Raw genomic sequence first — 26,385 nt, 5'->3', positions numbered from 1 at the left:
TCCATGCAACTCCGCGCCGACCAACTCCCCGCCGCCCTCGCCAAGGGCCTGCGCCCGCTCTATGTCGTCCATGGCGACGAGCCGCTGCTGGTGCAGGAAGCGGCGGATGCGATCCGCGCCGCCGCCCGCGCCGCCGGCTACAGCGAGCGCAGCGTCCACACCGTTGCCGGGGCGCATTTCGACTGGTCCGGCCTGCTCGGCGAGGCCAGCGCGCTGAGCCTGTTCGCCGACCGGCGCCTGATCGAGATCCGCATTCCGTCGGGCAAGCCGGGCAAGGATGGCTCCGAGGCATTGCAGCGCTATGTCGAGACGCTGTCCGAGGACAACCTGACGCTCATCCTGCTGCCCAAGCTCGACCGCACGCAGCAGACCAGCGCGTGGTTCACCGCGCTGGACGGCGCCGGCTTGAGCATTCGCATCGACCCGGTGGAGCGCCGCGCGCTGCCGCAGTGGATCGCGCAGCGGCTGGCCGCGCAGGGCCTGCGCATCGAGGATGGCGAGGCGGGGCAGCACGCGCTGGCCTTCTTCGCCGACCGCATCGAGGGCAACCTGCTCGCCGCGCACCAGGAGATCAGCAAGCTGGCGCTGCTGCACGCCCCGGCCGACTTGCGCGGCCCGCCGGCTGTGCTGCGCCGTGAGCAGATCGAGTCGGCCGTGCTCAACGTGGCACGCTACGACGTGTTCAAGCTCGGCGAGGCGGTGCTGGCGGGGCAGGTGGCCCGCGCATTGCGCATGCTCGACGGGCTGGAGGCGGAGGGCGAGGCGGCGGTGCTGGTCCACTGGACGCTGGCCGATGACCTGCGCGGGCTGCAGCGGGTCCACGCCGCCACGCTGCAGGGCAAGCCGCTGCCGCTGGCCCTGCGCGACGCGCGGGTCTGGGGCGTGAAGGAAAAGCTGTTCGAGCGCGTCGTGCCGCAGCTCGACGCCGCCACGCTCACCGCGCTGGTGGCCGCCGCGCACACGGTGGACGGCATCGTCAAGGGCGTGCCCGATCCGCTGTGGCCGGCCGAGCCGTGGGCGGCGCTGCGGCGGCTGGTGCTGCTGACGGTGCAGGCGGTGCAGCGCAAGGGGCCGCGGCTGGCGCTGTCGGCCTGAGACGGGCGGGCTTCCCCGCCCCGGTCCATGCAGTCCCTCTGCCAATCGGGTGGAACGCCCGGGAACCGCCCGTTTTTGCCCAGTTTTTGCGGCTTGCCGCCGAGCGTCTGTGCGCCATGATGGTCGGGAATTTCCTTCGACGGCCGGTCGGCCCGTACCCCCAGACCCCACCAGCATGTGCACATCCCGGTTTCCGTTGCAGCCCAGGTGCCCGCCATGAGACAGGCGCCGATGCTGGCCCTGGTGTGGGGGCTGTGTCTGTCGGGTGGGGCGCAGGCGGCGAGTGTCGCGGTGCAGGTCCGGGATCCGGCCGGCAAGGCATTGGCCGGGGCGGTGGTCGCGGTCGAGGTGGGCGGCGTGGCCCGGACGGCCGCGCCCGGCGTGCGCGCCGAGATCAGCCAGCGCCAGCGCACCTTCGAGCCCGGCCTGCTGGTGGTGCAGACCGGCACCGCGGTCGATTTTCCCAATCTCGACACCGTGCGCCACCACGTCTATTCCTTCTCGCCGGCCAAGACCTTCGAGCTGAAGCTCTACAACGGTCGGCCGTCGAGCCCCGTGCTGTTCGACCGTGCGGGTGTGGTCACGCTCGGGTGCAACATCCATGACCAGATGATCGGCACGGTCGTGGTGGTCGACACGCCGCTGTTCGGCCGCACGGATGCGGGCGGGCAGCTGGTGCTGGACCTGCCCGCTGGCACACACCGCCTGCGCACCTGGCATCCCCAGATGCGCGAAGGCACCGATCTGCAGTCCCGCACGCTGACGGTGGGCGCGGCCGGTGCGCCGGCCGTGGTCGTGTCGCTGCCGGTGGGGACGCCATGAACGGACTGGTGGCCAGGCTGTCGGGCTGGCGCCTGAGCGGGCTGGAGCGGCGCATCGTCGGCCCCTTCCTGCTGCTGCTGCTGCTGGTGCAGGGCATCAGCCTGATGCTGGTGAACGGTGCAATCGGGCAGAGCGCCACGCGCGCGATCGACAATGATCTGCAGACCGGCCAGCGCGTGTTCACCCGCTTGCTGGAGCAGCGCGCCGAGCGCCTGTCCGAGGCGGCGGCGCTGCTGGCGGCCGATTTCGGTTTCCGCTCGGCGGTGAACAGCCGCGATGTGGCCACGCTGGGCGATGCATTGGAGAACCACGGTCGGCGCATCGGCGCCTCGCTGGTGGTCTACACCGACCCGGTCTGGCGGCCAGTGGCCGCGACCGGACTCCATGTGGACCGCGTGTCCACGCTGCTGCCCGGGGCACGGCTGGCGGCGATGGCCGGATCTCCGGGCAACACGCCCGTGCAGCATGCCCGGCTGACGCTGATCGAGGGCCGCGCCTACCAGCTGGTGGCGGTGCCGGTGCGGGCGCCGCGCACAGTGGGCTGGGTGGTGATGGGCTTCGTGCTTGACCAGTCGGTGCTGCAGCAGCTGGCCGCCATCACCGGGCTGCGGGGGGCCGTGCTGCACCATGGCTCACCGAACCGCACCCTGCTGACGACATTCGTGGATGCGGGCGAGGCCCTGGCGGCGCACCCGGCGACAGCGCCCCCCTGCGGCCGCGAGTTGCGCGAAGCCGATGCGCGCTGGCGGAGCTGCGAGTTCATCCTCGACACGGGGGTGGTCACTGCCGGCACGGCGCCGCCCCTGCGGCTGGTGCTGGCGCATTCGGTGGACGCGGCGGTGGCGCCGTTCGAGCGGCTGCAGCTCACCTTGCTGCTGCTCACCGTGCTGGGGGTGTTGGTGTTCACCGTCGGCGGGGCCATGACGGCGCGGCGCCTGAGCCGGCCGATCCGCGGGCTGCGGCGCGCGGCCGAGCGCCTGCGCAGCGCCGACTACGACACCCCCGTGCGCGTGCCCGACGAGCGGGTGGTGGGCGACGAGCTGGTGCAGCTGGCACAAGCGTTCGAGTCGACCCGTCTGGCCGTGCAGCAGCGCACGCAGACCATCACCCGGCTGGCCTACCAGGATACGCTGACCGGCTTGCCCAACCGCGCCCGGTTCGTCGAGGTGCTGCGCGAGCGCCTGCAGCCGGACGCCGCCGGCGTGGTGGCGCCGGTGGCGGTGATGATGCTCGACCTCGACCGCTTCAAGCATGTCAACGACGTGCTCGGCCACCAGCTCGGGGACCGGCTGCTGTGCGAGGTGGCGCAGCGCCTGACCGGCTGCTGTCGCCGTCCGGAGGTGGTGCTCGCCCGTCTGAGTGGGGACGAGTTCGGTCTGCTGCTGCCCAGCGACGGGCTGGAGCAGGCCTGCGAGGTGGCGCGTGCGCTGCTGGCCGTGCTGGACCTGCCGATGCGGCTGGACGAGCACACCATCGACCTCAGTGCCAGTCTGGGCATCGCCTTCGCGCCCGAACATGCAACCGACCCGAAGATCCTGCTCGGCCTGGTCGAGGTGGCGATGTACGCCGCCAAGCGCCGCCAGCTGGGCGTGCTGGCCTACGACGCCTCGATGGACACCCGCAGCAGCGCCTCGCTGTCGCTGCTGAGCGAACTGCGCCAGGCCATCGACCAGCGGGAGCTGCGCCTGTTCGTGCAGCCCAAGGTGGACCTGAAATCCGGCCGGGTGCTCGGCGGCGAGGCGCTGGTGCGCTGGCACCATCCGCAGCGCGGGCTGGTGCCGCCGATGCAGTTCATCCCCTTTGCGGAGCAGACCGGCTTCATCCGCCAGATCACCACCTGGATGCTGGCGGCCGGCGTGCAGACGCTGCAGGACTGGCAGGACGCCGGCCTGGTGATGAAGCTCAGCATCAACCTCTCGACCCGCGACCTGCTCGACCCGGAGTTGGCGGACCGTGTGCGCCAGCTGCTGGACCGGCACCGCGTCTCGGCGGCACGGCTGTGCCTGGAGATCACCGAGAGCGCGATCATGGACGACCCTGCCCGCGCGCTGCAGACGCTGCAGAAGCTGCACGAACTGGGCGTGCGCCTGTCGATCGACGATTTCGGCACCGGCTATTCCTCGCTGGCCTACCTGAAGCGGCTGCCGGTGGACGAGCTGAAGATCGACCGCAGCTTCGTCACCAACATGGAGCGCGATCTGGACGACGCGCGCATCGTGCAATCCACCATCGGACTGGCGCACAACCTCGGGCTGACCGTGGTGGCCGAGGGCGTGGAGACCGACAAGGCCTGGGCATTGCTGGCGCGGCTGGGCTGTGACGAGGGCCAGGGCTACGGCATCGGGCGGCCGATGCCGGCGGACGAGTTCCTCGGCTGGGTCGGGCGCTGGCGCTCGCCGTCGGACGACGCGCTGCACGTCGACACCGACTTCGCCGAGATGCTCTGAACCTCGGACGCGGGCCGCGGCGATGGCGGCTGTGGATCAGTAGCCCGCGCGTCGGTCGACCTGATGCACCAGCGCTTCGCCGCGGCGCCAGGCCGCCAGGTTCTGCGCCACGATCCGGGCGGCCGAGTGCGCATCGGTCTGCGCCGCGACATGCGGCAGCACGGTGACGGCGGGATGGGTCCAGAAGCGGTGACCGGCCGGCAGCGGCTCCTGGTGGAACACGTCGAGCACGGCATGGCCGAGTTGGCCATCGTCGAGCGCGGCCAGCAGGTCGGCGTCCACCACATGCGCGCCACGGGCCAGGTTCACCAGCGCCGCGCCGCGCGGCAGTTGCCGCAGCACGGCCGCATCGATCAGGCCGCGGGTGTGCGGCGTCAGTGGCAGCAGGTTGACCAGGATCTCGCTGCTGGCCAGCACCGGGCCGAGCGGCTCGCCGCGCCGCCAGCCGCTGACCCGGTAACCCAGCATCCGCAGCCGCCGGCTGACCTCGCCGCCCATCTGGCCCTGCCCGAGTACGCCGACCTGCACCGCGTCGGCGCGGCGCTGGGCCTGCGGCTGCCAGACACCCTCGCGCTGCTGGCGGGCGTAGACATGGAAACCGCGGTGCAGCATCAGCACCGCCCACAGCGCTGTCTCCGCCATCGCGGCGTTCATGGCCGGATCGACCATGCGCACGATTGGCAGGTCGGCAGGCAGCGTCGGATCGGCCAGCAGCTTGTCGACCCCGGCCCACAGCGACTGCACCAGCCGCAGCCGCGGGTAGCGCTGCAGCGCGCCGGCGGGCGGGTTGGCGACGATGGCGATCTCGACCGTGGCCGGGTCGTGGTCCGGATCGCCGGCGCGCACCAGCGTGTCGCCAGGCAATGCGGCGGCGAGCGCAGGCCGCCATTCGGCCCATTCCTGCGCGTCGAAGCGGCAGGCCAGCGCGATCGGTCCCGGCGTGGCGCTCACGGCATGGCCTGCAGCGCCGACACCAGCACCGCCAGCGCATGGTCGCGGGTCTGGGCACGCACGGCGGCGCGGTCGCCCTCGAAGTGGCGGCATTCCGTCCAGATCCAGCCCGGCAGCGCCCAGGCGAACCAGACGGTGCCGACCGGCTTGGCCTCGCTGCCGCCGCCCGGTCCGGCGATGCCGGTGACCGCCACGGCCACTTCGACCCCCGCCTCGCGCTGGGCGCCCGCGGCCATCGCGTGGGCGACGGATTCGCTGACGGCACCGTCGCGGGCGATCAGCGCCGGGTCCACGCCGAGCATCTCCGACTTGGCGGCATTGCTGTAGGTGACGAAGCCGCGGTCGAACCAGTCACTCGACCCGGCCAGATCGGTGCAGGCGGCGGCGATCATGCCGCCGGTGCAGCTCTCGGCGGTGGCCAGGTGCCAGCCGGACGGGCGCAGCAGGTCGGCGAGGCGGTGGACCACATGGTCGGTGTGGTCGGTGCGGTCGGTGTGGAGATCGGACATCAGAGGGCTCCCGGTACAAGGCGGGCGAGTGCCGTGCCGACGGCGAGGGTGAACAGCGTGCAGCCGGCGGCGACCAGATCGTCGAACAGGATGCCGAAGCCGCCACGCCAGCCTCCGCCCTTGAAGCGCTGGTCGGCCCAGCGCACGGGGCCGGGCTTGGCAGCATCGAAGTAGCGGAACAGCGCAAAGGCGATGAGCTGCAGCCCGAAGCTCGCTGGCGTCAGCACCCACAGGATCAGCCAGAAGGCCAGCACCTCGTCCCACACGATGAAGCCCGGGTCGGCGATGCCGGCGTTGGTGGCGGCGACCGTGCAGGCCCACCAGCCGACGAAGAAGCCGCCGAGCAATGTCCAGCCCCAGCCCGCGCTGTCGAGCCAGACATTCAGCACCGCAAACGCCACCCAGGCCCACAGCGTGCCCGCCGTGCCCGGCGCGACCGGGCTCAGGCCACTGCCGCCGCCCAGCGCCAGAAAGTGCGCCGGGTGGCTCAGCAGGAACCGCGGGCCGACACGCCGCTTCGGGGCGGGCGGGGTTTCGACATCGGTCACGTCATCGACGGGGACGTTCATGGAGGCTCTCGGCATCAGCTGCGGAAATGGTCGAACGACGCCCAGGGCGTGGCGACGCGGTGGCCGTGGCGGTCGTGGACTGTGGTGCCGCTCTCAGTGGTGATGCGGCCGATGCAGCGCACGCCGGTGGCGCTGCGTTCCCCGGCGGTCAGGACGGCGCCGTGGTCGGCAGGCGCGGCGGTGAACAGCAGCTCGTAGTCGTCGCCGCCGGCGAGCAGGCATTCGTGCTGCAGCGCGGTGGTCTGCAGGCGCATCAGCGGGCTGCGGGGCAGGGCGTCGGCGTCGAGGACCACGCCGAGCGCGCGGCCGTCTGCGCCCGAGCGGCGTAGCACGTGCTGCAGATCGCCGAGCAGGCCATCTGACACGTCGATCGCGCTCGTCGCCACGCCGCGCAGCGCCAGTCCGAGCGCGACCCGCGGCTCGGGGCATTCCATCGCCAGCCGCAGGTGGTCGAAGGCCGCGCCCGGCACCTGCAGGCCCGGCGTGCCGCGGAAGACCTCCAGCGCCAGCCGGGCGTCGCCGAGCCATCCGGGTTCGTCTTCGCCGAGCGGATGGCTGACCCAGAGTTCATCCCCCGGTCGCGCACCACTGCGCAGCAGCGCGGCGCTGGCCGGCACTTCGCCGAAGATGGTGAGGCACAGGTTCAGCGGCCCGGCGGTCGTGTCGCCACCGACGAGGTCGAGGTCGTGGCGGTCGGCCAGGGCGTGCAGGCCGCGGGCCAGGCCGGCGAGGAAGGTGTCGTCGGCCCGGGGCAGCGCCAGCGCCAGCGTGTAGGCCAGCGGCCGGGCGCCACACGCGGCCAGGTCCGACAGGTTCACCGCCAGCGCCTTGTGGCCGAGCCGCTCGGGTGCCACGGTGGACAGGAAATGCCGGCCCTCCACCAGCATGTCGCTCGACACCGCGAGCTGCATGCCGGGTGCGGGGGCGATCAGCGCGCAGTCGTCGCCGACGCCGAGTGGATTGCGCCGGGCGGGGCGCGTGAAGTGGCGGGCGATGAGGTCGAATTCTCCGAGGGCCATGGGGATGTGGTGGCTTTCTTCCGTGCAGTTCTGGTGTGTCAGTCGAGTCCGGCGCCGCGCAGCACATTGGCCAGCTCGACCGCCGATTTCACGTCCATCTTGTCGAACACCCGCGCGCGGTGGACTTCCACGGTGCGCACGCTGATGTCGAGGGTGTCGGCGATCTGCTTGTTGGCGCGCCCGGCGGTCACCAGGCGCATCACCTCCAGCTCGCGCTCGGTGAGGTCGGCCAGATGGCGGCGCAGGACTTCGCGTTCGCGCAGCCGGGCCAGGGCTTGTTCGCTGCGGCCGAGGGCTTCCACCACGCGGTCGACCAGCGCATTGTCCGAGAACGGTTTCTCGACGAAGTCGAAGGCGCCGCGCTTGACCGCCAGCACGGCGGTTGCCACGTCGGCGTGGCCGGTCAGGAAGATCACCGGCAGCACGTCGAGCCAGCCGCGCTCGATCAGCCGCTCGAACAAGGCCATGCCGTTCATGCCGGGCATGCGCATGTCCAGCAGCAGGCAGGCGGGCGAGTCGGGGCGCACGTCGTGTTTCTCGATCGCGGTCCAGAACTCGTCGGCCGAGGCATAGGCCCGCGGCAGCAGCCGGCGCGAGCGCAGCAGCCAGGACAGGGCATCGCGCAACACTTCCTCGTCGTCGACGACGAAGACCGTGCCACTCTGGGTCTGGACGCGTGCAGTCATGGCGGGGGGCTCGGGATGGGGGCGGTGGGGGGCGGCGGAACCGGCGACGAAGACGGGAGCGTAAACCGGAACGTGGTGCCGCGGCCATCCGGGCCGGGGCTGAAGTCGAGCGCGCCGCCGTGCTGCTCGATCACGGTGCGGCACATCGCCAGCCCGATGCCCATGCCTTCGGGCTTGGTGCTGAAGAATGGCGTGAAGAGCTGGCGTGCCACCGCGTCGGGAATGCCGGGGCCGTGGTCGGTCAGGCCGAAGCTGATCCAGCGCTCGCTGGTCTGGCGCACCTCCAGCCGCAGCATGCGCTCGTTCAGCGGCAGGGTGTCGTCCTCTTCCATGGCCTGGATGCCGTTGCGCGCCAGATTGAGCAGCACCTGCTCCACCATCGTCCGGTCGCAGGACACCCGCGGCGGCGGCTCGGGCACATCGACCTCGATGCGGGTGTTGCTGCGCCGCGCGGTCAGACGCACCAGCGGCAGCACGGCCTCGATCAGCTCGCCCGCCCGCACGTTTTCGCGCAGCCGCTCGCGCCGGCGCACGAACTGGTGCACGCTGCGGATCACGCGGCCGGCGCGTTCGGCCTGCTCGGCGATGCGGGCCACGGCCTGGCGGATCATCAACTGGGTGTCGAGGTCGGCGGGCGGGTCGTCCGGCGTCTCGGGCATCAGGTTGAGGCTGCCGGTGGCGTAGCTGGCGATGGCGGCCAGCGGCTGGTTCAGCTCGTGGCTGAGCAGGGTGGCCATCTCGCCCATCGTCGCCAGCCGGGCCGCCGCCTGGAGCTTGTCCTGCTGCTGGCGCGAGAGTTCCTCCATGCGGCGTTGGGCGCTGACGTCGAGCACGGTGCTCATCCAGCCGTTCGGGCGGCCGCGGGCGTCGACCAGCGGCGCTTCGAAGATCAGCACCGGGAAGCGCTCGCCATCGCGGCGCATGAACACGGTCTCGTGGCCCTCGCGTGGCGGGGCGTTGCCGGCGTTGCGCTCGCGCTGGCGCTCGGTGTAGAGCGCGGCCATCTCGGGGGGCCAGTAGGGCGGGGTCACGGCCTGCAGCAGCTCGTCGGCCTCGTAGCCGACCATCTGGCAGAAGGCGGGGTTGACATAGGTGATGCGGCCGTCGGGGGTGCGGGCGCGCAGGCCGGTGACCAGCGAGTCCTCCATGGCCTTGCGGAAGGTCAGGGCCTCGGCCAGTGCCTGCTCGGCGGCCGAGCGCCGGCGCATGTCGTGCACCAGCAGCAGGATCACGACACCGAGGGCCACCGACAGCAGCACCGCCAGCGCTGCACTCAGGTTCGGAATCAGCCGCGGGACGCCCTGCAGGCTGTTCAGCCGCACCACCGCCGTGAAGCCCGAGACGTCGACCAGCCGGTCGGCAATGAACACGCCGGCGCCCCGTCGCGAGCCGGTCCGGGCCAGCCGGGTGCCGTCGGCTTCCACCAGCAGCACTTCGTGGCGGCGCACCAGTTCCGCCGGAATCGCCACCCGCAGCAGGTCCGACAGCCCCAGCGTGACCACCACCGCGTCGGCGGCGTTGCTCTCCTGGGTCAGTGGAATGCACAGGTCGACCACCTCCAGCCCCAGGCCGTTCGGATTCGGCAGGAAATAGGTGCGCGAGTAGGACGGCGAGGCAAAGCGGCGCGCATAGGCACAGGCGATCTCCGCATCGACCGACATGCCGCTGCGTGGAATGGCCTGGAACTGCGCCGGGTGGATGGCCGAGACGACGACATCCACCACGGAAAAGTCGGCCGCCCGACGCTCGACGCGCAGCAATTCGGGCCGCTCCCGCAGGAGCTGGGCGGCCTGGGTCAGCCAGGAGTCCGGGCGCCCCTGCTCCCACAGCAGACGCTGCATGGCCTGGGCGTTGTCCAGCAGGCGCTGGCGCACGTCCGCTGAGACTGCCACGGCCGCAGCATCCACCTCTTCCTGGCGCTGGCTCTGTTCCTGCTGCCAGGTGAGCCAGAGCAGCGCAGCCTGGACCGTGATCACCAGCGCGACCAGCGCGATCCACAGGGGCGTGCCCTGCCAGCGCCGCGAGACATTGGCCAGCAGCGCCGACAGGGCAGTCGGCGAGGAGGGCGGCGGAGGCGGGACGGCGGACGACGGCATGGCGCCAGTATCGAGCGCAGGCGGCGGCGGGTGCTACGCAGTTTCGCGCATGACAGAGCCTGCGTTCCGGCCGACCATGTCCAGCCATGTCAGACGTGCATGGCCCCATGTCGCGACAGGGTAGCCACGAGCGCACAAAGGGTCTGCCGCCTTCCTACAATCGCCAGCCCGGCCTCCAGCCGATCGTTTGCCGATCTCGCACTCCCAGCCCATGACCACCTCCGAACAGAAACAAGCCGAACTGCGCCGCGCGGCACTCGAATACCACGAGTTCCCGACACCGGGCAAGATCGCCATCGCGCCGACCAAGCAGCTCGTCAACCAGCGCGATCTGGCGCTGGCGTATTCGCCGGGCGTGGCTGCCGCCTGCGAGGAGATCGTCGATGACCCGGCGAATGCGTTCCGCTACACCTCGCGCGGCAACCTGGTCGCCGTGGTGACCAACGGGACTGCGGTGCTGGGCCTGGGCAACATCGGGCCGCTGGCGTCCAAGCCGGTGATGGAAGGCAAGGCGGTGCTGTTCAAGAAGTTCGCCGGCATCGACGTGTTCGACCTGGAGATCGCCGAGAACAACCTCGACAAGCTGGTGGACATCATCGCCGCGCTGGAGCCGACCTTCGGGGGCATCAACCTCGAAGACATCAAGGCGCCGGACTGCTTCTACGTTGAGCGCAAGCTGCGCGAGCGCATGAAGATCCCCGTGTTCCACGACGACCAGCACGGCACGGCGATCGTCGTCGGCGCCGCCCTGCTCAACGGGCTGAAGGTCAATGGCAAGGACATCAAGCAGGTCAAGCTGGTGTCCTCGGGCGCGGGGGCGGCGGCGCTGGCGTGCCTGAACCTGCTGGTCAAGATGGGCCTGCCGCGCGAGAACATCTGGGTGACGGACCTCGTGGGCGTGGTCTACCAGGGGCGCACCGAGCTGATGGACCCGGACAAGGCCGAGTTCGCGCAGGTGACCGAGCAGCGCACGCTGCGCGAGGCCATCGTCGGCGCGGACATCTTCCTGGGCCTGTCGGCGGGCGGCGTGCTCAAGGCTGACATGGTGGCGACGATGGCGGCGAATCCGCTGATCTTCGCGCTGGCCAACCCGACGCCGGAGATCATGCCGGAGGAGGTCAAGGCGGTGCGCGACGACGCCATCATGGCCACCGGCCGCACCGACTACCCGAACCAGGTCAACAACGTCCTGTGCTTCCCCTACATCTTCCGTGGCGCGCTGGACTGCGGCGCGACGACGATCACCGATGAAATGGAGATCGCCGCGGTGCGCGCCATCGCCGAGCTGGCGCAGGCGGAGCAGAACGACGTGGTCGCGGCGGCCTACGGTGGCGCGACGCTGTCGTTCGGCCCCGAGTACCTGATCCCGAAGCCGTTCGACCCGCGCCTGATGATGCAGATCGCGCCGGCGGTGGCCCGGGCCGCGGTCGAGTGCGGCGTGGCCTCGCGCCCGATCGCCGACATGGACGCCTATGTCGAGAAGCTGCGGGCCTTCGTCTACGCCGCCGGCACGGTGATGAAGCCGATCTACGCCGTGGCCAAGCGCGCCAAGGCCCGCCGCGTGGCCTATGCCGAGGGCGAAGACCGCCGCGTGCTGCGTGCGGTGCAGGTGGTGGTGGATGAAGGTCTGGCGTTCCCGGTGCTGGTCGGCCGCGGCAGCGTCATCCGCACCCGCATCGACAAGCTCGGTCTGCGCCTGGAGGAAGGCCGCGACTACGAGATCGTCAACATCGACGACGATGCGCGCTACCGCCGCTTCTGGGAGCTGTACCACGCGATGACCGACCGCCAGGGCGTGACCGAGCAGCTGGCCAAGATCGAGATGCGCCGGCGCATGACGCTGATCGCCTCGATGCTGCTGCACACCGGCGAGGCGGACGGCATGATCTGCGGCACCTGGAGTTCCACGTCGTACCACCTGCAGTACATCGACCAGGTCATCGGCCGCCGCCAGGGGGTCAACACCTACGCCTGCATGAACGGGCTGGTGCTGCCTGGCCGTCAGGTCTTCCTCGTCGACACCCATGTCAACTACGATCCGACCGCCGAGCAGCTCTGCGAGATCACCATCCTCGCGGCCGAGGAGATGCGCCGCTTCGGTCTGAAGCCGAAGGCGGCGCTGCTGTCGCACTCGAACTTCGGATCCAGCAACCAGCCCTCGGCGGTGAAGATGCGCAACACGCTGGCGCTGCTGCGTGTGCAGGCGCCGTGGCTGGAAGTGGACGGTGAAATGCACGGCGACACGGCGCTCGATCCCGACTACCGCGCCGAACTGATGCCGCGTTGCACGCTGCAGGGCGAAGCCAATCTGCTGGTGCTGCCCAACATCGACGCAGCCAACATCAGCTACAACCTGCTGAAGACCGCCGCGGGCGGGGGCATCGCGATCGGCCCGGTGCTGCTGGGGGCCGCCAAGCCTGTGCATGTGCTGACGCCGTCGGCGACCGTGCGGCGCATCGTCAACATGACGGCGCTGACGGTGGCGGACGCCAACGCGGTGCGCTGAAGACACCGTGCGTGCCGACCCGAGTCGGCACAACAAGGCCTCCACCAGGAGTTTGTACCCGCTTACTTGCGTGTGCGCTGTGTGGATGGCCCTGATCTTCTGCTGAAAATTGAGGCAAACCCTTGAGCTTGGCGCCCTGATTCGGTACCATCGCCCCCTTCAGAATTCAGGAAAACCCGTGGTAGATCTGGTCAGGGGGATGGGCAGGCGGCTCGTCTTGGCCGCCACCAAGGCCGTTGTGCTGGGTGCTGTCGTGCTGGGCACTTGGCTCGGAACGCCGGAACTGGTGCAGGCTCGGAGCGAACCCGAAGCAGTGGGTCTGCAGAGCGGGTCCGTCAGGCTCTCCGAACTGCCATCGGAGGCTGCTGACATTCACCGACGGATTCTGTCCGGAGGACCGTTCCGATATCCGAGCAAGGACGGCTCGGTGTTCGGCAATCGCGAACGGCATCTGCCGCGAGAGACCCGAGGATACTACAGAGAGTACACCGTCCCGACCGCAGGTTCGCGCACCCGGGGAGCGCGGCGCATTGTCTGCGGTGGGCGCGAGCCGACGACCCCGGATGTTTGTTATTACACGCAGGACCACTACGCGAGCTTTCGCCGCATCGCACCGTGACTTCGACGAGGATCGAGAGCCCCAAGGGACCATCCACCATGCTTATGCAGACCGTGCGTCCGAACATCGTGCAGGCCATCCGCGCCTTCCGTGTGGACGACCTCATGTCGGCGGCCCAAGACCTGGGCCACCACTTTCTCTACGCCAATCTGGCCGAGGCGTCTTCCAAACCGGAAGTGCTGGAGTCGATTGCCAAGGCGTTCCTGTTCCCGGCCCACTTCGGCAAGAACCTTGACGCGCTCTACGACTGTATGACCGATCTGGTCAACAAGTCCGGCGCGCAGGCAGGCTTCGTCGTGGTGCTGGAACAGTTGCCGGACAACGCCAAGTTCGACCGCGAGGCCCGCGAGCAGCTGCTCGACGTGTTCCGCGATGCCGCTGACTACTGGGGAGAACGGAAGATACCCTTCCGATGTTTCTATTCTTTTCAGTAGCCCGCTCCCAGGACCAAGGGCAATGGGAGCGGGCGGATGGAGCCCCGGCGGAACCTGTGAAGCCGCCACCGAAACCGAGCAAGAACGCTGCGCCTGCTTTTGCGCCGCACATGCCGGTGATGAGCAGCGCGTTCGACACATCGGCCCTCGCGGCCGCATGACCAACTCGGACTGCATGCCACGGCGTCCCTGACGCCCCCGACAAGCCCGCCCTGTGCGGGCTTGTTTCATGGAGCCTTCGCCTGTCGTGCGGCGTCGCGCTGACCCACGGCGCTCACCAGCGCCACGTAGTCGGCCACCGGCACCTCTTCGGCGCGGCGCTGCAGATCGAACGCCGGCACATCGTCGCCACAGCGCTCGTGCAGCCAGTGGCCCAGCGTGTTGCGCAGCATCTTGCGGCGCTGCGAGAACGCCACCGCCACCAGCTCGCCCAGCAGCGCCACGTCCACCGCAGGCGCATCGCGCAGCGGCGTCATGCGCACGACGGCCGAATCCACCCGCGGCGGCGGATCGAAGCACTCCGGCGGCACGTCGATCAGGGACTCGATGTCGTAGCGCCACTGCAGCATCACCGACAGCCGGCCGAAGTCCTTCTTGCCCGGCGAGGCCGCCATCCGTTCGACGACTTCCTTCTGCAGCATGAAGTGCTGGTCCTCCACCACGTCGACGAAGTCGAGCAGGTGGAACAGGATCGGGCTGGAGATGTTGTAGGGCAGGTTGCCGACCACGCGCAGCTTGTGCGCCTCGCCGTAGGTGGCGCGCGCCAGGCGTGCCACCTCGCGGAAGTCGACTTTCAGCACGTCGGACTCGATCACCGTCAGCTCGGGGCGCTTGCGCAGCCGGGCGGCCAGATCGCGGTCGAGTTCGACCACCGTCAGGTGCTCGCAGCGTTCGACGATCGGGTCGGTCATCGCCCCCATGCCCGGGCCGATCTCGACCAGCGCCTCGCCGGGCCGTGGATCGATGGCCCGCACGATGGCCAGCAGCACGGCGCCGTCGGTGAGGAAATGCTGGCCGAAGCGCTTGCGGGGAATGTGTTTCAAAGGGGTGGGACTCGTGTGGGGATCACTGACCGGCCATCACTGACCGGGCGGGTCGCGCAGTTCGACATAGGCACGGGCGCGTACCTCGCGCGCCCAGTCCGTGTAGGCATCATCGGCCTTCTGTTCGCGCAGGGCGGCGCGGGCCATCTCGCGCTGTTCGCGCGCATCCAGGCGCTGCTCGCGGCGCTCCAGCAACTGGATCAGGTGCACGCCGAAGCGCGACACCACCGGAGCGGCGATCGCACCGGGGCGCAGCATCGACAGCGCCTGCTCGAACTCCGGCACGAACTGGCCCGGCGAGGCCCAGCCCAGATCGCCGCCATTGGCCGCGCTGCCGTCTTCCGAGTGCTGACGGGCCAGGTCCTCGAACTTGGCGGTACCCGCCTCGATCTGGCGCTTGTAGCCGCTCAGGCGGCGCACGATGGTCTCCTGCGTCAGCTTCGGGCCCGGGCGCAGCAGGATGTGGCGCGCGCGCTGCTGCTGCACCGTCAGGGCTGCCTCACGGCGATCGATCAGCTTGAGCAGATGGAAACCCGCTCCAGAGCGCAGCACCTGCGGCGCCACTTCGCCCACGCGCAGCGGCCCGACCGCTTCGACGAACAGGTCCGGCAGCTTGTCGGCGCGGCGCAGGCCCAGCTCGCCGCCGCGCTCCTTGCTGCCATCGGAGGCTTCACGGACCAGGGCCGCGAAGTCCTCTCCAGAGCGCAGGCGCTGCAGCAGCGCCACGCCCTGCTGGCGGCGCTGGGTGGCGATGGCCGGGGCGGCGTTTTCCGGCACGGACAGCAGGATCTGGGCGATGTTGTATTCGGTGGCGGCGCCGTTCTTCTCGCGCTGCTGGGTCAGCCAGCCCTCGATGTCGGCGTCGGTGATGCGGATGCGGCTCTGCACCTCGCGCTCGCGGATGCGCTCCAGCAGGATCTGGTCGCGCAGGGTGTTGCGGAAACGGACGTAGTCGAGGCCCTCGCTGCGCAGGCGCTCGCGCAGCTGCGCCACGGTGATCTGGTTCTGCGCCGCGACATTGGAGACGGCGCGGTCGATTTCCGCCTCGTCCACCCGCACGCCGCCGTCCCGGGCAGCGCCGAGCTGGGCCCGTTCGTCGATCAGCTGGTCGAGCAGTTCGCGCATCAGCGTGTCGCGGTCGGGCAGGCGTGTGTTGCTGCTGGCGGCATCCTGCTCGGCGCGCTGCAGGCGCTGCTGCACTTCGCTGTTGGTGACCAGCTCCTGGTTGACCACGGCGACGATGTAGTCGCCACTGCGGCGGGCGGACTGGGCCAGCGCCTCCAGAGACGGGAGCAACAGGCTGGCCGCCAGCAACACCACGGCCAGTGCCTGACGGTGGCGCCATGTCGTCGAGGCGGAGTGCGCGGCACGCGCGTCGGGGGACAGTGTCAGCAGCTCGGTCATGGGGTGTGGGTGTCACCGCCGGTGGCGGATGGGTGGTCGGCAGTGGCGGATGTGCCGGCGGCCCGCGGGTCGCGCAGCAACTGGTAGCCGGGGATATTGTCCTTCAAGACCGTCAGCGGATTGGTGCCTGCATTGAGGCGAGACAGGCCCACCAGCTCCAGCTGCACCATCAGCTGTGTCGACGCCGCCTGCAGGCTGGTGGACTGCCGCCGGGCCACCACGCGACCGATCCAGCAGCCGGCATCGTATTCGAAGCCGACGATGGCACCGCTGATGCGCCGGTCCTTCAGGCTGTAGTCGAGTGCGCCGACGCCATACAGGCGCCCTTCGCACGCGGTGGCATCGGCACGGCTGCTGCGCACGGCCTGCCCGTCGACCAGCCGGGCCAGCGGGGTCAGCAGTCCGTCGATCGGCCACTGCCAGCCGAGTGCGAGCTGCTCGCTGGCGCCGCGCTTGAGCCGGTGGCTGGCGTAGAGCGTGCGCAGGGGCCCGGGGGCGTAGCGCACGCTGGTGATGGTGCGCACCACGCGGTCGGAGTCGGGGTTGAACTGCAGCGAGCTGTCGAGCGTCCAGTTCGGGATGGCGGTGATGGAGCCTTGCACCAGCACGTCCGAGAAGCGGCTGGTGGCCGTGTCGCCGTCGGCGGTGATGCGCTGGTCGGCGAGCCGGTAGCGCTGTGCCACGCCCAGCCGTGCCAGCTCGGCGCCGCTGCGGCGGTCGAGGTAGCGCGTGGTCAGGCCGCCGGTGATCTGGTGGGCGTCCGAGACCCGGTCGACGCCCGAGAAGACGTTTTCCGAAAACACCGTGGTAGCGTTGAAATCGAGGGCAGCGCTGTCGAAGTTCGGCAATGCCGACTGGTCGCGCCAGGGCGTGTAGGCGTAGAGCAGCCGGGGCTCCAGCGTCTGTGTCAGGTCGCGGCCGAAGCCGCGGGTCTCGCGGTCCAGCGACCAGGCGCTGTCCAGGCTCAGCCCGGGGATCACCCGGCTGGCGCGGGTCCGGCCGTCGCTGAGGGGCTGGTCGACCTGGTAGCCGGCGGCATTGACGCTGGCCCTGGGGGTGACCCGCCAGCCTTCGTCCCCCAGCGGCAGCGCCACCTGGCCCAGCGCATGGGCACGGCTGCCGCCGGTGCGGGCCGGGTCGGTGTGGGTGAAGTGGTTGAACTCGGTCTGCAACGACCACTGCAGCGGCCCGCCCCGGCCGGTCCAGAGTGCGCCGAGCTGGGGCGTGCGCTGGTAGGGGGCGTCGATGCGCGCGGCGGGGTCGCTGTCCTGCAGCACCTGCCACTGCTGCAGGCGCGCATAGAGCTGCTGCTCGACTGCGCCCAGTCCGCGCACCTGCAGCAGGCGGCGCTGGCGGGCCTGGGCCGTGCTGGACAGCAGGCGCGGCGTCAGCGATTCGGCACCCTGGAAGCCGTCTTTCCAGTAGTTGTCGTCGGAGACGCGCAGCAGATGCCAGTCGTAGCGCAGGTCGCGGGGCAGGTCGCCACGCTGGGTCCAGCGCGCTGCCCAGCGGCTGCCGCCGGTCGTCAGGTCGTTGGGCAGCCAGAAGCCGTTGACCTCGCCCCGCCAGCGCGGCTGCAGATAGCGCAGCTCCGTGTCCAGCCCGGCGCCGCGCTTGCTCAGCAGGGTGGGCGTGAGCGTGGCGTCCAGCTCGGGCGCGATGTTCCAGTAATAGGGCACCGACAGGCCTACGCCGCTGTTGCTCGACGTGGTGATCAGCGGCGGCAGCCAGCCCGACTTGCGCGCATCCGTCACCGGAAAGCTCAGCACCGGTGCCGCCAGGATCGGCACGCCGTAGAAGCGCAGCACCGCCCCTTCGGCCACGCCCTCATTGGCATCGAAGTCCAGCCGCACGCGCCGGGTGGTCAGCACCCACGGCGGGGTCTGGCCGTCGACCAGCTCGCAGCTGCTGTAGGCCGCGCCGCGCACCACCATCCGGTTCTTGCCGATGAAATCCACCCGCTCGGCCCGCCCGCCGGCCTGGTTGCGGCCGAGGTAGAAACGGGGTTCCAGGAAGTAACCCTCCTGGTGCTCCGTGTTCAGGGTCAGCTCGCTGCCCTGGTAGAGGTCGTCGCCGCGCACCAGCAGCACCTGCCCGGTGGCCTTCACGCGGTCGTCCTGCTGGCGGTATTCGAGGTGCTCGGCCTGCAGGCTCAGCAGGCCGCGGCGCAGTTGGGCACGGCCGTCGGCGATCAGGGACTCGCTGGTCTGGCCGCTGAGCCGGTCCGCTTCCAGGTAGATGCGGTCATCGTCGGGGGGAAGGGGCTCGGCCCCCGCATGGTCGCGGGTGACCACGGGCAGCCGCAGCCCCTGCAGGGCCCAGTCCGGCACCGGGCTCGGGCAGGACTGCGCCGTGGCGGCGGCTGGCACCAGCGTCACTGCCCACACCAGCGCCTGCAGCAGCGCCAGCGGGCCGGTGCGGCGTGACCGGGAGCGGCGGAGGTCGGCAGGGGAAGGGCGGTTCGGCACGGAAGGCTGTGGGGCGCCCGCAGGGGGCGGCTCGCTAGAATCGATCGATTATTTCATGCCCCGAGATGCCCCCGTGACCCCTGCTGACGCCTCGACCTCCATCCCCTGGCCCGACGACCAGCGCCGCGCCGCGTTCGACACCTGGCTGGCCACGCAGGCCGACGCCCACGGGCTGCGCCCCGAGAGCCTGCGCCCGGCCAGCGCCGACGCGAGCTTTCGCCGCTATTTCCGCGTGGACAGCGCCCGTGGCGAGGCAGCGCGCATCGTCATGGACGCGCCGCCCGATCGCGAGGACTGCCGGCCCTTCGTGCAGATCGCCGGCCTGCTGCGCCAGGGCGGGCTGAACGCCCCCGAGGTGCTGGCCTGGGACGAGGCGCAGGGTTTCCTGCTGCTGACCGACCTCGGCGAGCGCACGCTGCTGGCCGAGCTGCAGGCGCAGGACTTCGGCACTGCTGCCGGTCTGAAGGTCGCGGACGCGCACTACCGCGGCGCGCTCGACACGCTGGTGCGGCTGCAGCAGATCCCCGCCCAGGGCCAGGTGCCCGCCTACGACGCCGCGCTGCTGCGCCGCGAGCTGGACCTCTTCCCCGAGTGGTACATCGGCCGCCACCGCCAGTTCACGCTCGACAGCACGCAGCAGCAGGTGCTCGACGAGGCGCTGCAGACCATTCAGCGCGTCTGCGAGGCGCAGCCCTGCGTGCTGGTCCACCGCGATTTCCACAGCCGCAACCTGATGGTCGGCGCCGATCCGGCCGTGCCGGGCGTGCTCGATTTCCAGGACGCGGTGTGGGGGCCGGTGACGTATGACGTGGTCTCGCTGCTGCGCGACGCCTACATCGAGTGGGACGAATCCATCCAGATCGACTGGGCCGTGCGCTACTGGGAGCGGGCACGCAAGGCCGGTCTGCCGGTGTCGGACGACTTTGGTACCTTCTGGCGCGACTACGAATGGATGGGCCTGCAGCGCCACCTGAAGGTGCTGGGCATCTTCTCGCGGCTCTACCACCGCGACGGCAAGGACGGCTACCTCAAGGACATCCCTCTGGTCTGGCGCAACGCCCACCACGTCGCCTCGCGCTACTCGGTGCTGCGTCCGCTGTCGCGGCTGCTGGAGGCGCTGGAGAACGTCGAGGTCAAGACGGGCTACACGTTCTGAGCCGGGACGTCCCCGTGCGGAGCTTCCGGCGCGACCTGTCGCTGTCCGCCGTCGTGGCCGGCTTCGTGGCGATGCTGGTCGGCGTGACCAGCTCGATCGTGGTCGTCTTCCAGGCTGCGCAGGCGCTGGGCGCCACCCCGGCGCAGGTCACGTCGTGGATCTGGTCGATCTGCGTCGGCACCGGGCTGACCAGCATCGGCCTGAGCGTCTGGTACCGCCGCCCGGTGCTCACCGCCTGGGCGACGCCGGGGGCGGCGATGCTGGTGAGCGCGGCGGCCGGCGTGACGATGCCCGAGGCGATCGGCGGCTTCATCGTCAGCGCGGTGCTCATCACGCTGTCGGGCCTGACTGGCCTGTTCGCCCGCGTGATGGACCGCATTCCGCAGCCGCTGGCCGCCGGGCTGCTCGGCGGCGTGCTGGCGCGCTTCGCGCTGGATGCGTTCGGGGCGATGCCGGGTGACCCGGGGCTGGTCGGGGCGATGTTCCTGGCCTACCTGTTCGGGCGCCGGTTCTGGCCGCGTTACGCGGTGCCGGGGGTGCTGGCGGTGGGGCTGGGCGTGGCGTGGGCGCTGGGGCGGCTGCACCTGGACACGGTGGACTGGCGACTCGGCACGCCGGTGTGGACGGCGCCCGTGTTCACGCTGCGCGGGCTGTTCGGCGTGGCGCTGCCGCTGTTCGTGGTGACGATGGCGTCGCAGAACCTGCCCGGTGTCGCTGCCCAGCGCGCCGCCGGCTACGACACGCCGGTCTCCCCGGTCATCGCCACGACGGGCCTGGCCACGCTGCTGCTGGCGCCGTTCGGCGGCTATGCGCTCAATCTGGCGGCGATCACCGCGTCGATCTGCATGAGCCGCGAGGCGCATGAAGACCCGGCGCGGCGCTGGCCTTCGGCGGTGATGGCGGGGGTGTTCTACCTCGGCGTCGGGCTGGCGGCGGGCGCGGTGGCCGGGCTGATCGGCGCGTTCCCGAAGGCGCTGGTGCTGGCGGTGGCCGGCTTTGCGCTGCTGGGCACGATCGGCGGCGGGCTCGGGGTGGCGATGGCCGACCTGCGCTGGCGCGAACCGGCGCTGGTGACCTTCCTCGTCACGCTCAGCGGGCTGTCGATGGCGGGGATCGGCTCAGCGTTCTGGGGCGTGGTGGCGGGGGCGGTGTGCGTGGCGATCACCACCCCACGCCGCTGATCCTGCCCTTCCCCGTCATTCCCGCGAAAGCGGGAACCCACCCACCGCCTCACCGTCCCGTCCGCCGCAGCTCACGCTGCAGGTAGAGGTACAGCCCCTCCACCTTCTCCCGCGCCCACGGCGTCTGCCGCAGGAACTTCAGGCTCGACTTGACGCTCGGGTTGCTGGCGAAGCAGCGCGCCGGGATGCGCGCGTTCAAGCCGTCCCAGCCGTAGTGGTCGGCCAGCGTGGTGACGATGTGTTCCAGGGTCAGTCCGTGGAGCGGGTTGCGGGGCTGGGCGGGTGGGGCGGGATCGTGCATCGCTGGATTCTGCCTGTCTGTGCTGCCTTTACGAGACTGGTTGACAGCATCACAATCCGGTCTCGACTCTGGAGCCACGATGCCCTATCCCATCCTGACCGACATGGCCGCCAGCATTTCCGAGCTGAAGGTCAACCCCATGAAGGTGGTGGCCAGCGGGGAAGGCCGCGCCATCGCCATCCTCAACCGCAACGAGCCGGCGTTCTACTGCGTGCCGGCCGCCGCCTACGAGGCGCTGATGGAGGCGCTCGACGATGTCGATCTGGTCCGCCTCGTCCAGGCGCGGATGCAGGAGGACGCGGTGCCGGTGTCGCTCGATGACCTATGAGCTGCGCTTTCGCACGTCTGCGCTGAAGGAGTGGCGCAAGCTGGATGGGACGCTGCAGGCGCAGTTCAAGAAGAAGCTGCAGGAGCGGCTGGAGCAGCCCCACGTCCCGTCGTCGGCCCTGTCGGGTCTGCCGGATGCCTACAAGATCAAGCTGCGCCAGTCGGGGTATCGGCTGGTGTACACGGTCGAGGACGCGGTGGTCACCGTCACGGTGGTGGCCGTTGGCAAGCGGGAGAAGAACGCGGTGTACGACGTGGCGCGGGCGCGTCTTCGGGGGGCGTGACGGTCTCGCTATCATCCGCCCCCGCTTGCTCCATTCCGCGCCCGCCCGGCGTGTCCCCCATGGCCGAAGCCCCCTCCACCCTCAACCCCGCCCAGCTCCAGGCCGTCTACCACCTGCACAGCCCCTGCCTCGTGCTCGCGGGCGCCGGTTCGGGCAAGACGCGGGTCATCACGCACAAGATCGCCCGGCTGCTGCAGGAGGGCATCGCGCCCTCGCAGATCGGCGCCATCACCTTCACCAACAAGGCCGCGCAGGAAATGCGCGAGCGGGCGCGCTCGCTGGTGGGCGCGCGGGCGTCGAAGGACTTGCTGATCGCGACCTTCCACAGCCTCGGCGTGCGGCTGCTGCGCGAGGACGGCGAGCGGCTCGGCCTGAAGCCGAAGTTCTCGATCCTCGACGCGGACGACGTGCTCGGCGTGCTGCGCGATGCGGGCGGCACGACGGACGCCAAGCTCGCCCGGAGCTGGCAGTGGACCATCAGCCTGTGGAAGAACAACGGCCTGACCGCCGAACAGGCTGAGGCCGCCGCACAGGACGACGATGAGCGCATCGCCGCCCGCGTGATGAAGCTCTACGACGAGCGGCTCGCGGCCTACTCGGCTGTGGACTTCGACGACCTGATCGGCCTGCCGCTGAAGCTGCTGCAGACCGACGAGGAAACCCGCCTGAAGTGGCAGCGCAAGCTGCGCCATGTCCTCGTCGACGAATACCAGGACACCAACGCCACCCAGTACGACCTGCTCAAGGCGCTGGTCGGCCAGGACGGGATCTTCACGGCAGTGGGCGACGACGACCAGAGCATCTACGGCTGGCGCGGCGCGACGATCGAGAACCTCAAGCGCCTGCCGCTCGACTACCCCAACCTCAAGGTCATCCCGCTGGAGCAGAACTACCGCTCCACCAGCGCCATCCTCACGGCGGCGAACAACGTCATCGCGCTCAACCCCAAGATCTTCCAGAAGAAGCTCTGGAGCGACCTGGGCGAGGGCGAGCCGGTCAAGGTGGTCGAATCCGATCAAGAGGAGCACGAGGCCGAGCGTGCCGTGACCCGGATCATGGCCATCCGCGCCAACACGGCGGGCGAGCACACTGGCTCGACCGAGTGGAAGGACTTCGCCATCCTCTACCGCGCCAACCACCAGAGCCGCAAGCTCGAAGAGGCCTTGCGCAAGGCGCAGATTCCCTACAAGGTCTCGGGCGGCCAGAGCTTCTTCGACCGCGCCGAGATCAAGGACCTGTGCGGCTGGCTGCGGCTGCTGGTGAACCAGGACGACGACCCGGCCTTCCTGCGCGCCGTGACCACGCCCAAGCGCGGCATCGGCCACACGACGCTGGCCGCGCTGAGCGACTTCGCCGGCAAATGGCGCGTGAGCCTGTTCGAGGCGCTGTTCCAGGAGTCGCTCGGCACGGCGCTGAGCGCCAAGGCGATCGGCTCGCTGCACGAGTTCGGCCGCTACGTGAACGACCTCGAATACCGCGCCCGCCACACCGTCGGCGCGGAAGAGGCCCGGCCGATGCTGATGGAGTGGCTGACCGACATCGGCTATGAGCAGCACCTGCTCGACAATGAGGAGAACCCCAAGGTCGCCGCGGCGCGCTGGTCGAACGTGATCGACTTCATCGACTGGGTGGCCAAGCGCTGCGGCGGCGAGATCGACAACGACGGCGGGATGCAGGTCGAGACGACGAAGAAGAGCGTGCTGGAGGTGGCGCAGTCGATCAGCGTGATCCTGAGCCTGGCCGAGCGCGGCGAGCAGGACCAGAACCTCGTCACCCTGTCCACGCTGCACGCCAGCAAGGGGCTGGAGTGGCCGCACGTCATCCTGGTCGGGGTCAACGAGGGCACGCTGCCCTTCAAGCGCGACGAGGAAGACATGACGGCCGAGCGGCTGGAGGAGGAGCGCCGGCTGATGTATGTCGGCATCACCCGCGCCCGGCGCACGCTGCTGGTCAGCACGCTGCTGCGGCAAAAGCGCGGGCGGGAGATCAAGCGGGCCTTCCCGAGCCGCTTCATCGCGGAGATGAAGCTCGACGAGCAGGTCGTCAAGCAGAACCCGCGCGACCGGATCGCAGCGCAGCGGGCGGCGTTCGCTGCCCGGGCGGCGCAGGCCGCCGGGCCATCGCCGGCTTGAGCGGGGGCGAAGCTCAGGCGTCGACCAGCGGCAGCGTGGGCAGGCTGGGAAAGGGTGTCATGCCGGCGTGGCGTGGCGGCTCGTGGTGCGCGGTGGGCAGGGACAGGTCCATCACCATGCGGTGCTGGATGCGCGCCTGGCGCAGCACCTGCCCCATCGTGACCGCATCCAGCGGGTGCGACAGCAGGTGGCCCTGGAACTCGTCGCAGCCGTGGCGGCGCAGGAAATCGAGCTGGTCCTCGCGCTCCACCCCCTCGGCCAGCACCCGCAGCCCCAGCGAATGCCCCAGCCCGATGACGGCGGCAGCCACCTTGGCGCCGTTGCCCTCCAGCGTGGCGAGGAAGACGCGGTCGATCTTCAGCTCGTCCAGTGGCAGCCGGCTCAGTCCCGCCAGCGAGGAATAGCCGCTGCCGAAGTCGTCCACGGCAATGCGCACGCCCGCGGCCCGCAGCGCCTGCAGCCGCTCGCCCAGGCGCTCGGTGTCGTGCATCAGGGCTGGCTCGGTCAGCTCCAGCGTCAGCGTGCCGCCGGGCAGGCCGTGGTCGACCAGCGTCTGCAGCACGGTGGCCACAAAACCCGGTTGCACCAGCTCCAGCCGCGAGACGTTCACCGCGATGCGCGGCACGTCCAGTCCTTGTTCGCGCCACAGACGGATCTGCTGGCAGGTGTGCTGCAGCACCCAGGTGCCGATCCGCGTGATGAGGCCGGTGTCCTCGGCGGCGGCGATGAACTCGGAAGGCTCGACCCGGCCGAGGTCACGGTCGTGCCAGCGCAGCAGCGCCTCGGCGCCGGTGAGAGCGCCGGTGTGCAGGTCGGCCTGGGGCTGGAACTGCAGCGTGAACGCCGACTGCGCCAGTGCCCGGCGCAGCGCGCCTTCGAGCTGCAGCCGGCGCATGGCGCCGCGGCCCAGCGTCGGGCCGTAGACGATGCAGCCGCTGCGGCCCTGTCGACGGGCGGCGTGCAGCGCGAGCGTGGCGTGTCGGACGAGCACCTCGGGCTGGTGGCCGTCGTGCGGGAACACCGCCACGCCGGCGTGGCCGCCGACCACGAGCCGGTGGTCACCGAGGTCGACGGGGTCGTCCAGCCGCTGCAGCAGCTCGCAGGCCAGCGCCTGCGCATCCGCCGAGCGCAGCAGCGGCGAGACGATGACGGCCAGTCCGTCCGCATGGCGGGTCAGCTGCGCGCGCAGGCGACCGGCGTGGCGCGCCTCGACCGCGACCAGTGCCACCTGCAGGCGGTGTTCGATCGCCTGCTGCAGCGGATCGCGCAACCGGGATCCGAGCGTCAGCACCACCTCGTCGAAGCGCTGCAGACCGAGCAGCAGCACGGCGCCGAGCTGGCCCTGCGCACTGGCTTGCTTCAGCACGCGGGCCAGCGGGGCATGCAGCGCCGGCAGTGTGGGGTCGGTGTCGCCGGCGAGACCCGGGCGCAGCCGGCCCAGGTGGGCGGCGACGCGGACCAGTTCGTCCGGCTGGGGGCTGGCCTGCACCAGCGACACCGCCCCTGCGTCCAGCGCGCGGTGCCGCAGGGCCGCCGTGTCGTCACCGGGGCGCAGGTCCAGCCAGGCGATCAGCGGGCGGGACGTGGTGGGCGGCATGCGCAGGGTGTGGCGTGGTCCCGGACGGCTGCTGAACTCGCGCACCACCACGTCCGCAGGCGCATGGCCCTCCTCGGCTGGCAGCACGGGCTGCAGGCCGTGGTCCAGCAGAGCGCTGGCCAGCGTGGCCCGCCAGGGGCTGCTGACCTGCAGCAGCACCCGCAGTGGAGCGGCCCCCTCTGCGGTGCCGGCATGGCCGCGGGGCGCTTCCAGGGTCGGCGGGGCTACGCGGTACGCTGTCGATCCGGTGGCGGGGGGCAGGGGAGAGGAAACCATGACGCGATATCGGAGTGGCCGGTGTGGGCTTGATCCCCGTGCGGCCTGGCCTTTGGTGGTCGCCGTGCCGCGGCCCTACAATCCGACGCTTTGTCTCGTCTGACAACTTTTCCTTCCCCGTCAAGGAGCTAGAACGTGTTCATTTCCAATGCCTACGCACAGACCGCGGCGGCCGCGCCGAGCGGCATGTCGTCCCTGACGCAGATGCTGCCGCTGGTGCTGATGTTCGTGGTGCTGTACTTCATCATGATCCGCCCCCAGATGAAGAAGCAGAAGGAGCACAAGGCCATGATCGACGCGCTCGGCAAGGGTGACGAGGTCATCACCGCCGGTGGGCTGCTGGCCCGCATCACCAAGGTGGACGAGCAGTACGTGTCGGCCGAGGTCGCCGGCAATGTCGTCGTGCAGCTCCAGCGCAGCGCGGTGGTCCAGGTTCTGCCCAAGGGCACGATCAAATAACCCA

23 protein-coding genes are annotated in these 26,385 nt (G+C 70.3%); 12 read left to right on the top strand and 11 right to left on the bottom strand.

Features of this window, described 5'->3' with window-relative positions:
- Window positions 1–3: 3 nt before the first annotated feature.
- From holA to U5O44_RS22020, 3 genes are all read left to right on the top strand, one after another.
- Window positions 4–1,095: a DNA polymerase III subunit delta gene (gene holA, locus U5O44_RS22030; protein ID WP_322590585.1), complete on the top strand. Its 1,092-nt coding sequence runs from the start codon at window positions 4–6 to the stop codon at window positions 1,093–1,095.
- Window positions 1,096–1,311: 216 nt separating this feature from the next.
- The gene (locus U5O44_RS22025; RefSeq protein ID WP_322590584.1) at window positions 1,312–1,917 is read left to right on the top strand and encodes a methylamine utilization protein; all 606 of its coding nucleotides are present in this window, start codon (window positions 1,312–1,314) and stop codon (window positions 1,915–1,917) included.
- Window positions 1,914–4,364 (top strand): putative bifunctional diguanylate cyclase/phosphodiesterase, encoded by a 2,451-nt coding sequence (locus U5O44_RS22020; protein ID WP_322590583.1) that lies wholly within the window; start codon window positions 1,914–1,916, stop codon window positions 4,362–4,364. The genes U5O44_RS22025 and U5O44_RS22020 overlap by 4 nt, the downstream gene beginning before the upstream one ends.
- Window positions 4,365–4,400: 36 nt before the next feature.
- Here U5O44_RS22020 and U5O44_RS22015 read toward each other — a convergent pair whose 3' ends face one another.
- The 6 genes from U5O44_RS22015 to U5O44_RS21990 are packed head-to-tail and all read right to left on the bottom strand — an operon-like array spanning window position 4,401 to window position 10,194.
- On the bottom strand, window positions 4,401–5,315 hold the full coding sequence (locus tag U5O44_RS22015) for a 2-hydroxyacid dehydrogenase (RefSeq protein WP_322590582.1): 915 nt from the start codon (window positions 5,313–5,315) through the stop codon (window positions 4,401–4,403).
- Window positions 5,312–5,824, bottom strand: coding sequence for a CinA family protein (locus tag U5O44_RS22010; protein WP_322590581.1), 513 nt, complete (start codon window positions 5,822–5,824; stop codon window positions 5,312–5,314). Before U5O44_RS22010 ends, U5O44_RS22015 begins: the two co-directional genes overlap by 4 nt.
- Window positions 5,824–6,393 (bottom strand): phosphatidylglycerophosphatase A family protein, encoded by a 570-nt coding sequence (locus tag U5O44_RS22005; RefSeq protein ID WP_322590580.1) that lies wholly within the window; start codon window positions 6,391–6,393, stop codon window positions 5,824–5,826. The genes U5O44_RS22010 and U5O44_RS22005 overlap by 1 nt, the downstream gene beginning before the upstream one ends.
- 14 nt (window positions 6,394–6,407) lie before the next feature.
- Entirely contained in the window at window positions 6,408–7,412 is a 1,005-nt protein-coding gene (thiL, locus tag U5O44_RS22000) for a thiamine-phosphate kinase (RefSeq protein ID WP_322590579.1), read from the bottom strand.
- Between the two features lie 38 nt (window positions 7,413–7,450).
- Entirely contained in the window at window positions 7,451–8,098 is a 648-nt protein-coding gene (locus U5O44_RS21995; RefSeq protein ID WP_322590578.1) for a response regulator transcription factor, read from the bottom strand.
- A complete protein-coding gene (locus U5O44_RS21990; protein WP_322590577.1) occupies window positions 8,095–10,194 on the bottom strand; it encodes a two-component system sensor histidine kinase NtrB in 2,100 nt (699 codons plus the stop codon). The genes U5O44_RS21995 and U5O44_RS21990 overlap by 4 nt, the downstream gene beginning before the upstream one ends.
- Before the next feature lie 211 nt (window positions 10,195–10,405).
- Between U5O44_RS21990 and U5O44_RS21985 the strand changes: the two genes are divergently transcribed.
- The 3 genes from U5O44_RS21985 (at window position 10,406) to U5O44_RS21975 (ending at window position 13,753) form a co-directional block, all read left to right on the top strand.
- Window positions 10,406–12,700, top strand: a complete 2,295-nt coding sequence (locus tag U5O44_RS21985) for an NADP-dependent malic enzyme (protein ID WP_322590576.1) — start codon at window positions 10,406–10,408, stop codon at window positions 12,698–12,700.
- A 199-nt stretch (window positions 12,701–12,899) separates the two neighbouring features.
- Window positions 12,900–13,319: a guanyl-specific ribonuclease gene (locus U5O44_RS21980; RefSeq protein WP_322590766.1), complete on the top strand. Its 420-nt coding sequence runs from the start codon at window positions 12,900–12,902 to the stop codon at window positions 13,317–13,319.
- A 38-nt stretch (window positions 13,320–13,357) separates the two neighbouring features.
- Entirely contained in the window at window positions 13,358–13,753 is a 396-nt protein-coding gene (locus U5O44_RS21975; protein ID WP_322590575.1) for a barstar family protein, read from the top strand.
- Window positions 13,754–13,980: 227 nt separating this feature from the next.
- Here U5O44_RS21975 and rsmA read toward each other — a convergent pair whose 3' ends face one another.
- From rsmA to U5O44_RS21960, 3 genes are read right to left on the bottom strand one after another with little or no spacing between them, the layout of a single operon-like run.
- Window positions 13,981–14,796 carry a 16S rRNA (adenine(1518)-N(6)/adenine(1519)-N(6))-dimethyltransferase RsmA gene (gene rsmA, locus U5O44_RS21970; protein ID WP_322590574.1) on the bottom strand — a complete coding sequence of 272 codons (816 nt, stop codon included), beginning with the start codon at window positions 14,794–14,796 and terminating at the stop codon, window positions 13,981–13,983.
- A 36-nt stretch (window positions 14,797–14,832) separates the two neighbouring features.
- The gene (locus U5O44_RS21965; protein WP_322590573.1) at window positions 14,833–16,200 is read right to left on the bottom strand and encodes a peptidylprolyl isomerase; all 1,368 of its coding nucleotides are present in this window, start codon (window positions 16,198–16,200) and stop codon (window positions 14,833–14,835) included.
- On the bottom strand, window positions 16,197–18,668 hold the full coding sequence (locus U5O44_RS21960) for an LPS-assembly protein LptD (RefSeq protein WP_322590572.1): 2,472 nt from the start codon (window positions 18,666–18,668) through the stop codon (window positions 16,197–16,199). Before U5O44_RS21960 ends, U5O44_RS21965 begins: the two co-directional genes overlap by 4 nt.
- A 55-nt stretch (window positions 18,669–18,723) precedes the next feature.
- On the opposite strand from U5O44_RS21960, the gene U5O44_RS21955 reads away from it, so the two are divergent.
- Window positions 18,724–19,824 carry an aminoglycoside phosphotransferase family protein gene (locus U5O44_RS21955; protein WP_322590571.1) on the top strand — a complete coding sequence of 367 codons (1,101 nt, stop codon included), beginning with the start codon at window positions 18,724–18,726 and terminating at the stop codon, window positions 19,822–19,824.
- 14 nt (window positions 19,825–19,838) lie between these two features.
- Window positions 19,839–21,005, top strand: a complete 1,167-nt coding sequence (locus tag U5O44_RS21950; protein WP_322590570.1) for a benzoate/H(+) symporter BenE family transporter — start codon at window positions 19,839–19,841, stop codon at window positions 21,003–21,005.
- A gap of 49 nt (window positions 21,006–21,054) precedes the next feature.
- Here the strand turns inward: U5O44_RS21950 and U5O44_RS21945 are convergent, their stop codons facing one another.
- Complete coding sequence (locus U5O44_RS21945; protein ID WP_322590569.1) at window positions 21,055–21,306, bottom strand: VF530 family protein; 252 nt, start codon at window positions 21,304–21,306, stop codon at window positions 21,055–21,057.
- A 79-nt stretch (window positions 21,307–21,385) separates the two neighbouring features.
- Here U5O44_RS21945 and U5O44_RS21940 point away from each other — a divergent pair, with 79 nt between their 5' ends.
- Genes U5O44_RS21940 through U5O44_RS21930 form a run of 3 tightly spaced genes read left to right on the top strand, consistent with a single transcriptional unit; the run spans window position 21,386 to window position 24,049 of the window.
- A complete protein-coding gene (locus U5O44_RS21940) occupies window positions 21,386–21,634 on the top strand; it encodes a type II toxin-antitoxin system Phd/YefM family antitoxin (protein ID WP_322590568.1) in 249 nt (82 codons plus the stop codon).
- Window positions 21,624–21,917 carry a type II toxin-antitoxin system RelE family toxin gene (locus U5O44_RS21935; protein ID WP_322590567.1) on the top strand — a complete coding sequence of 98 codons (294 nt, stop codon included), beginning with the start codon at window positions 21,624–21,626 and terminating at the stop codon, window positions 21,915–21,917. Before U5O44_RS21940 ends, U5O44_RS21935 begins: the two co-directional genes overlap by 11 nt.
- A gap of 59 nt (window positions 21,918–21,976) precedes the next feature.
- The gene (locus U5O44_RS21930) at window positions 21,977–24,049 is read left to right on the top strand and encodes an ATP-dependent helicase (protein WP_322590566.1); all 2,073 of its coding nucleotides are present in this window, start codon (window positions 21,977–21,979) and stop codon (window positions 24,047–24,049) included.
- 13 nt (window positions 24,050–24,062) lie between these two features.
- Here U5O44_RS21930 and U5O44_RS21925 read toward each other — a convergent pair whose 3' ends face one another.
- On the bottom strand, window positions 24,063–25,922 hold the full coding sequence (locus tag U5O44_RS21925) for a putative bifunctional diguanylate cyclase/phosphodiesterase (RefSeq protein ID WP_322590565.1): 1,860 nt from the start codon (window positions 25,920–25,922) through the stop codon (window positions 24,063–24,065).
- A gap of 135 nt (window positions 25,923–26,057) precedes the next feature.
- Here U5O44_RS21925 and yajC point away from each other — a divergent pair, with 135 nt between their 5' ends.
- Window positions 26,058–26,381 (top strand): preprotein translocase subunit YajC, encoded by a 324-nt coding sequence (yajC, locus tag U5O44_RS21920; protein ID WP_322590564.1) that lies wholly within the window; start codon window positions 26,058–26,060, stop codon window positions 26,379–26,381.
- The last annotated feature ends 4 nt before the right edge of the window (window positions 26,382–26,385 follow it).

The organism is Sphaerotilus sp. (assembly GCF_034519685.1).
Lineage (GTDB): Bacteria > Pseudomonadota > Gammaproteobacteria > Burkholderiales > Burkholderiaceae_C > Sphaerotilus.
Note: the sequence above shows the minus strand (reverse complement) of the source record. Positions and strands in the feature narration are given on the sequence as shown.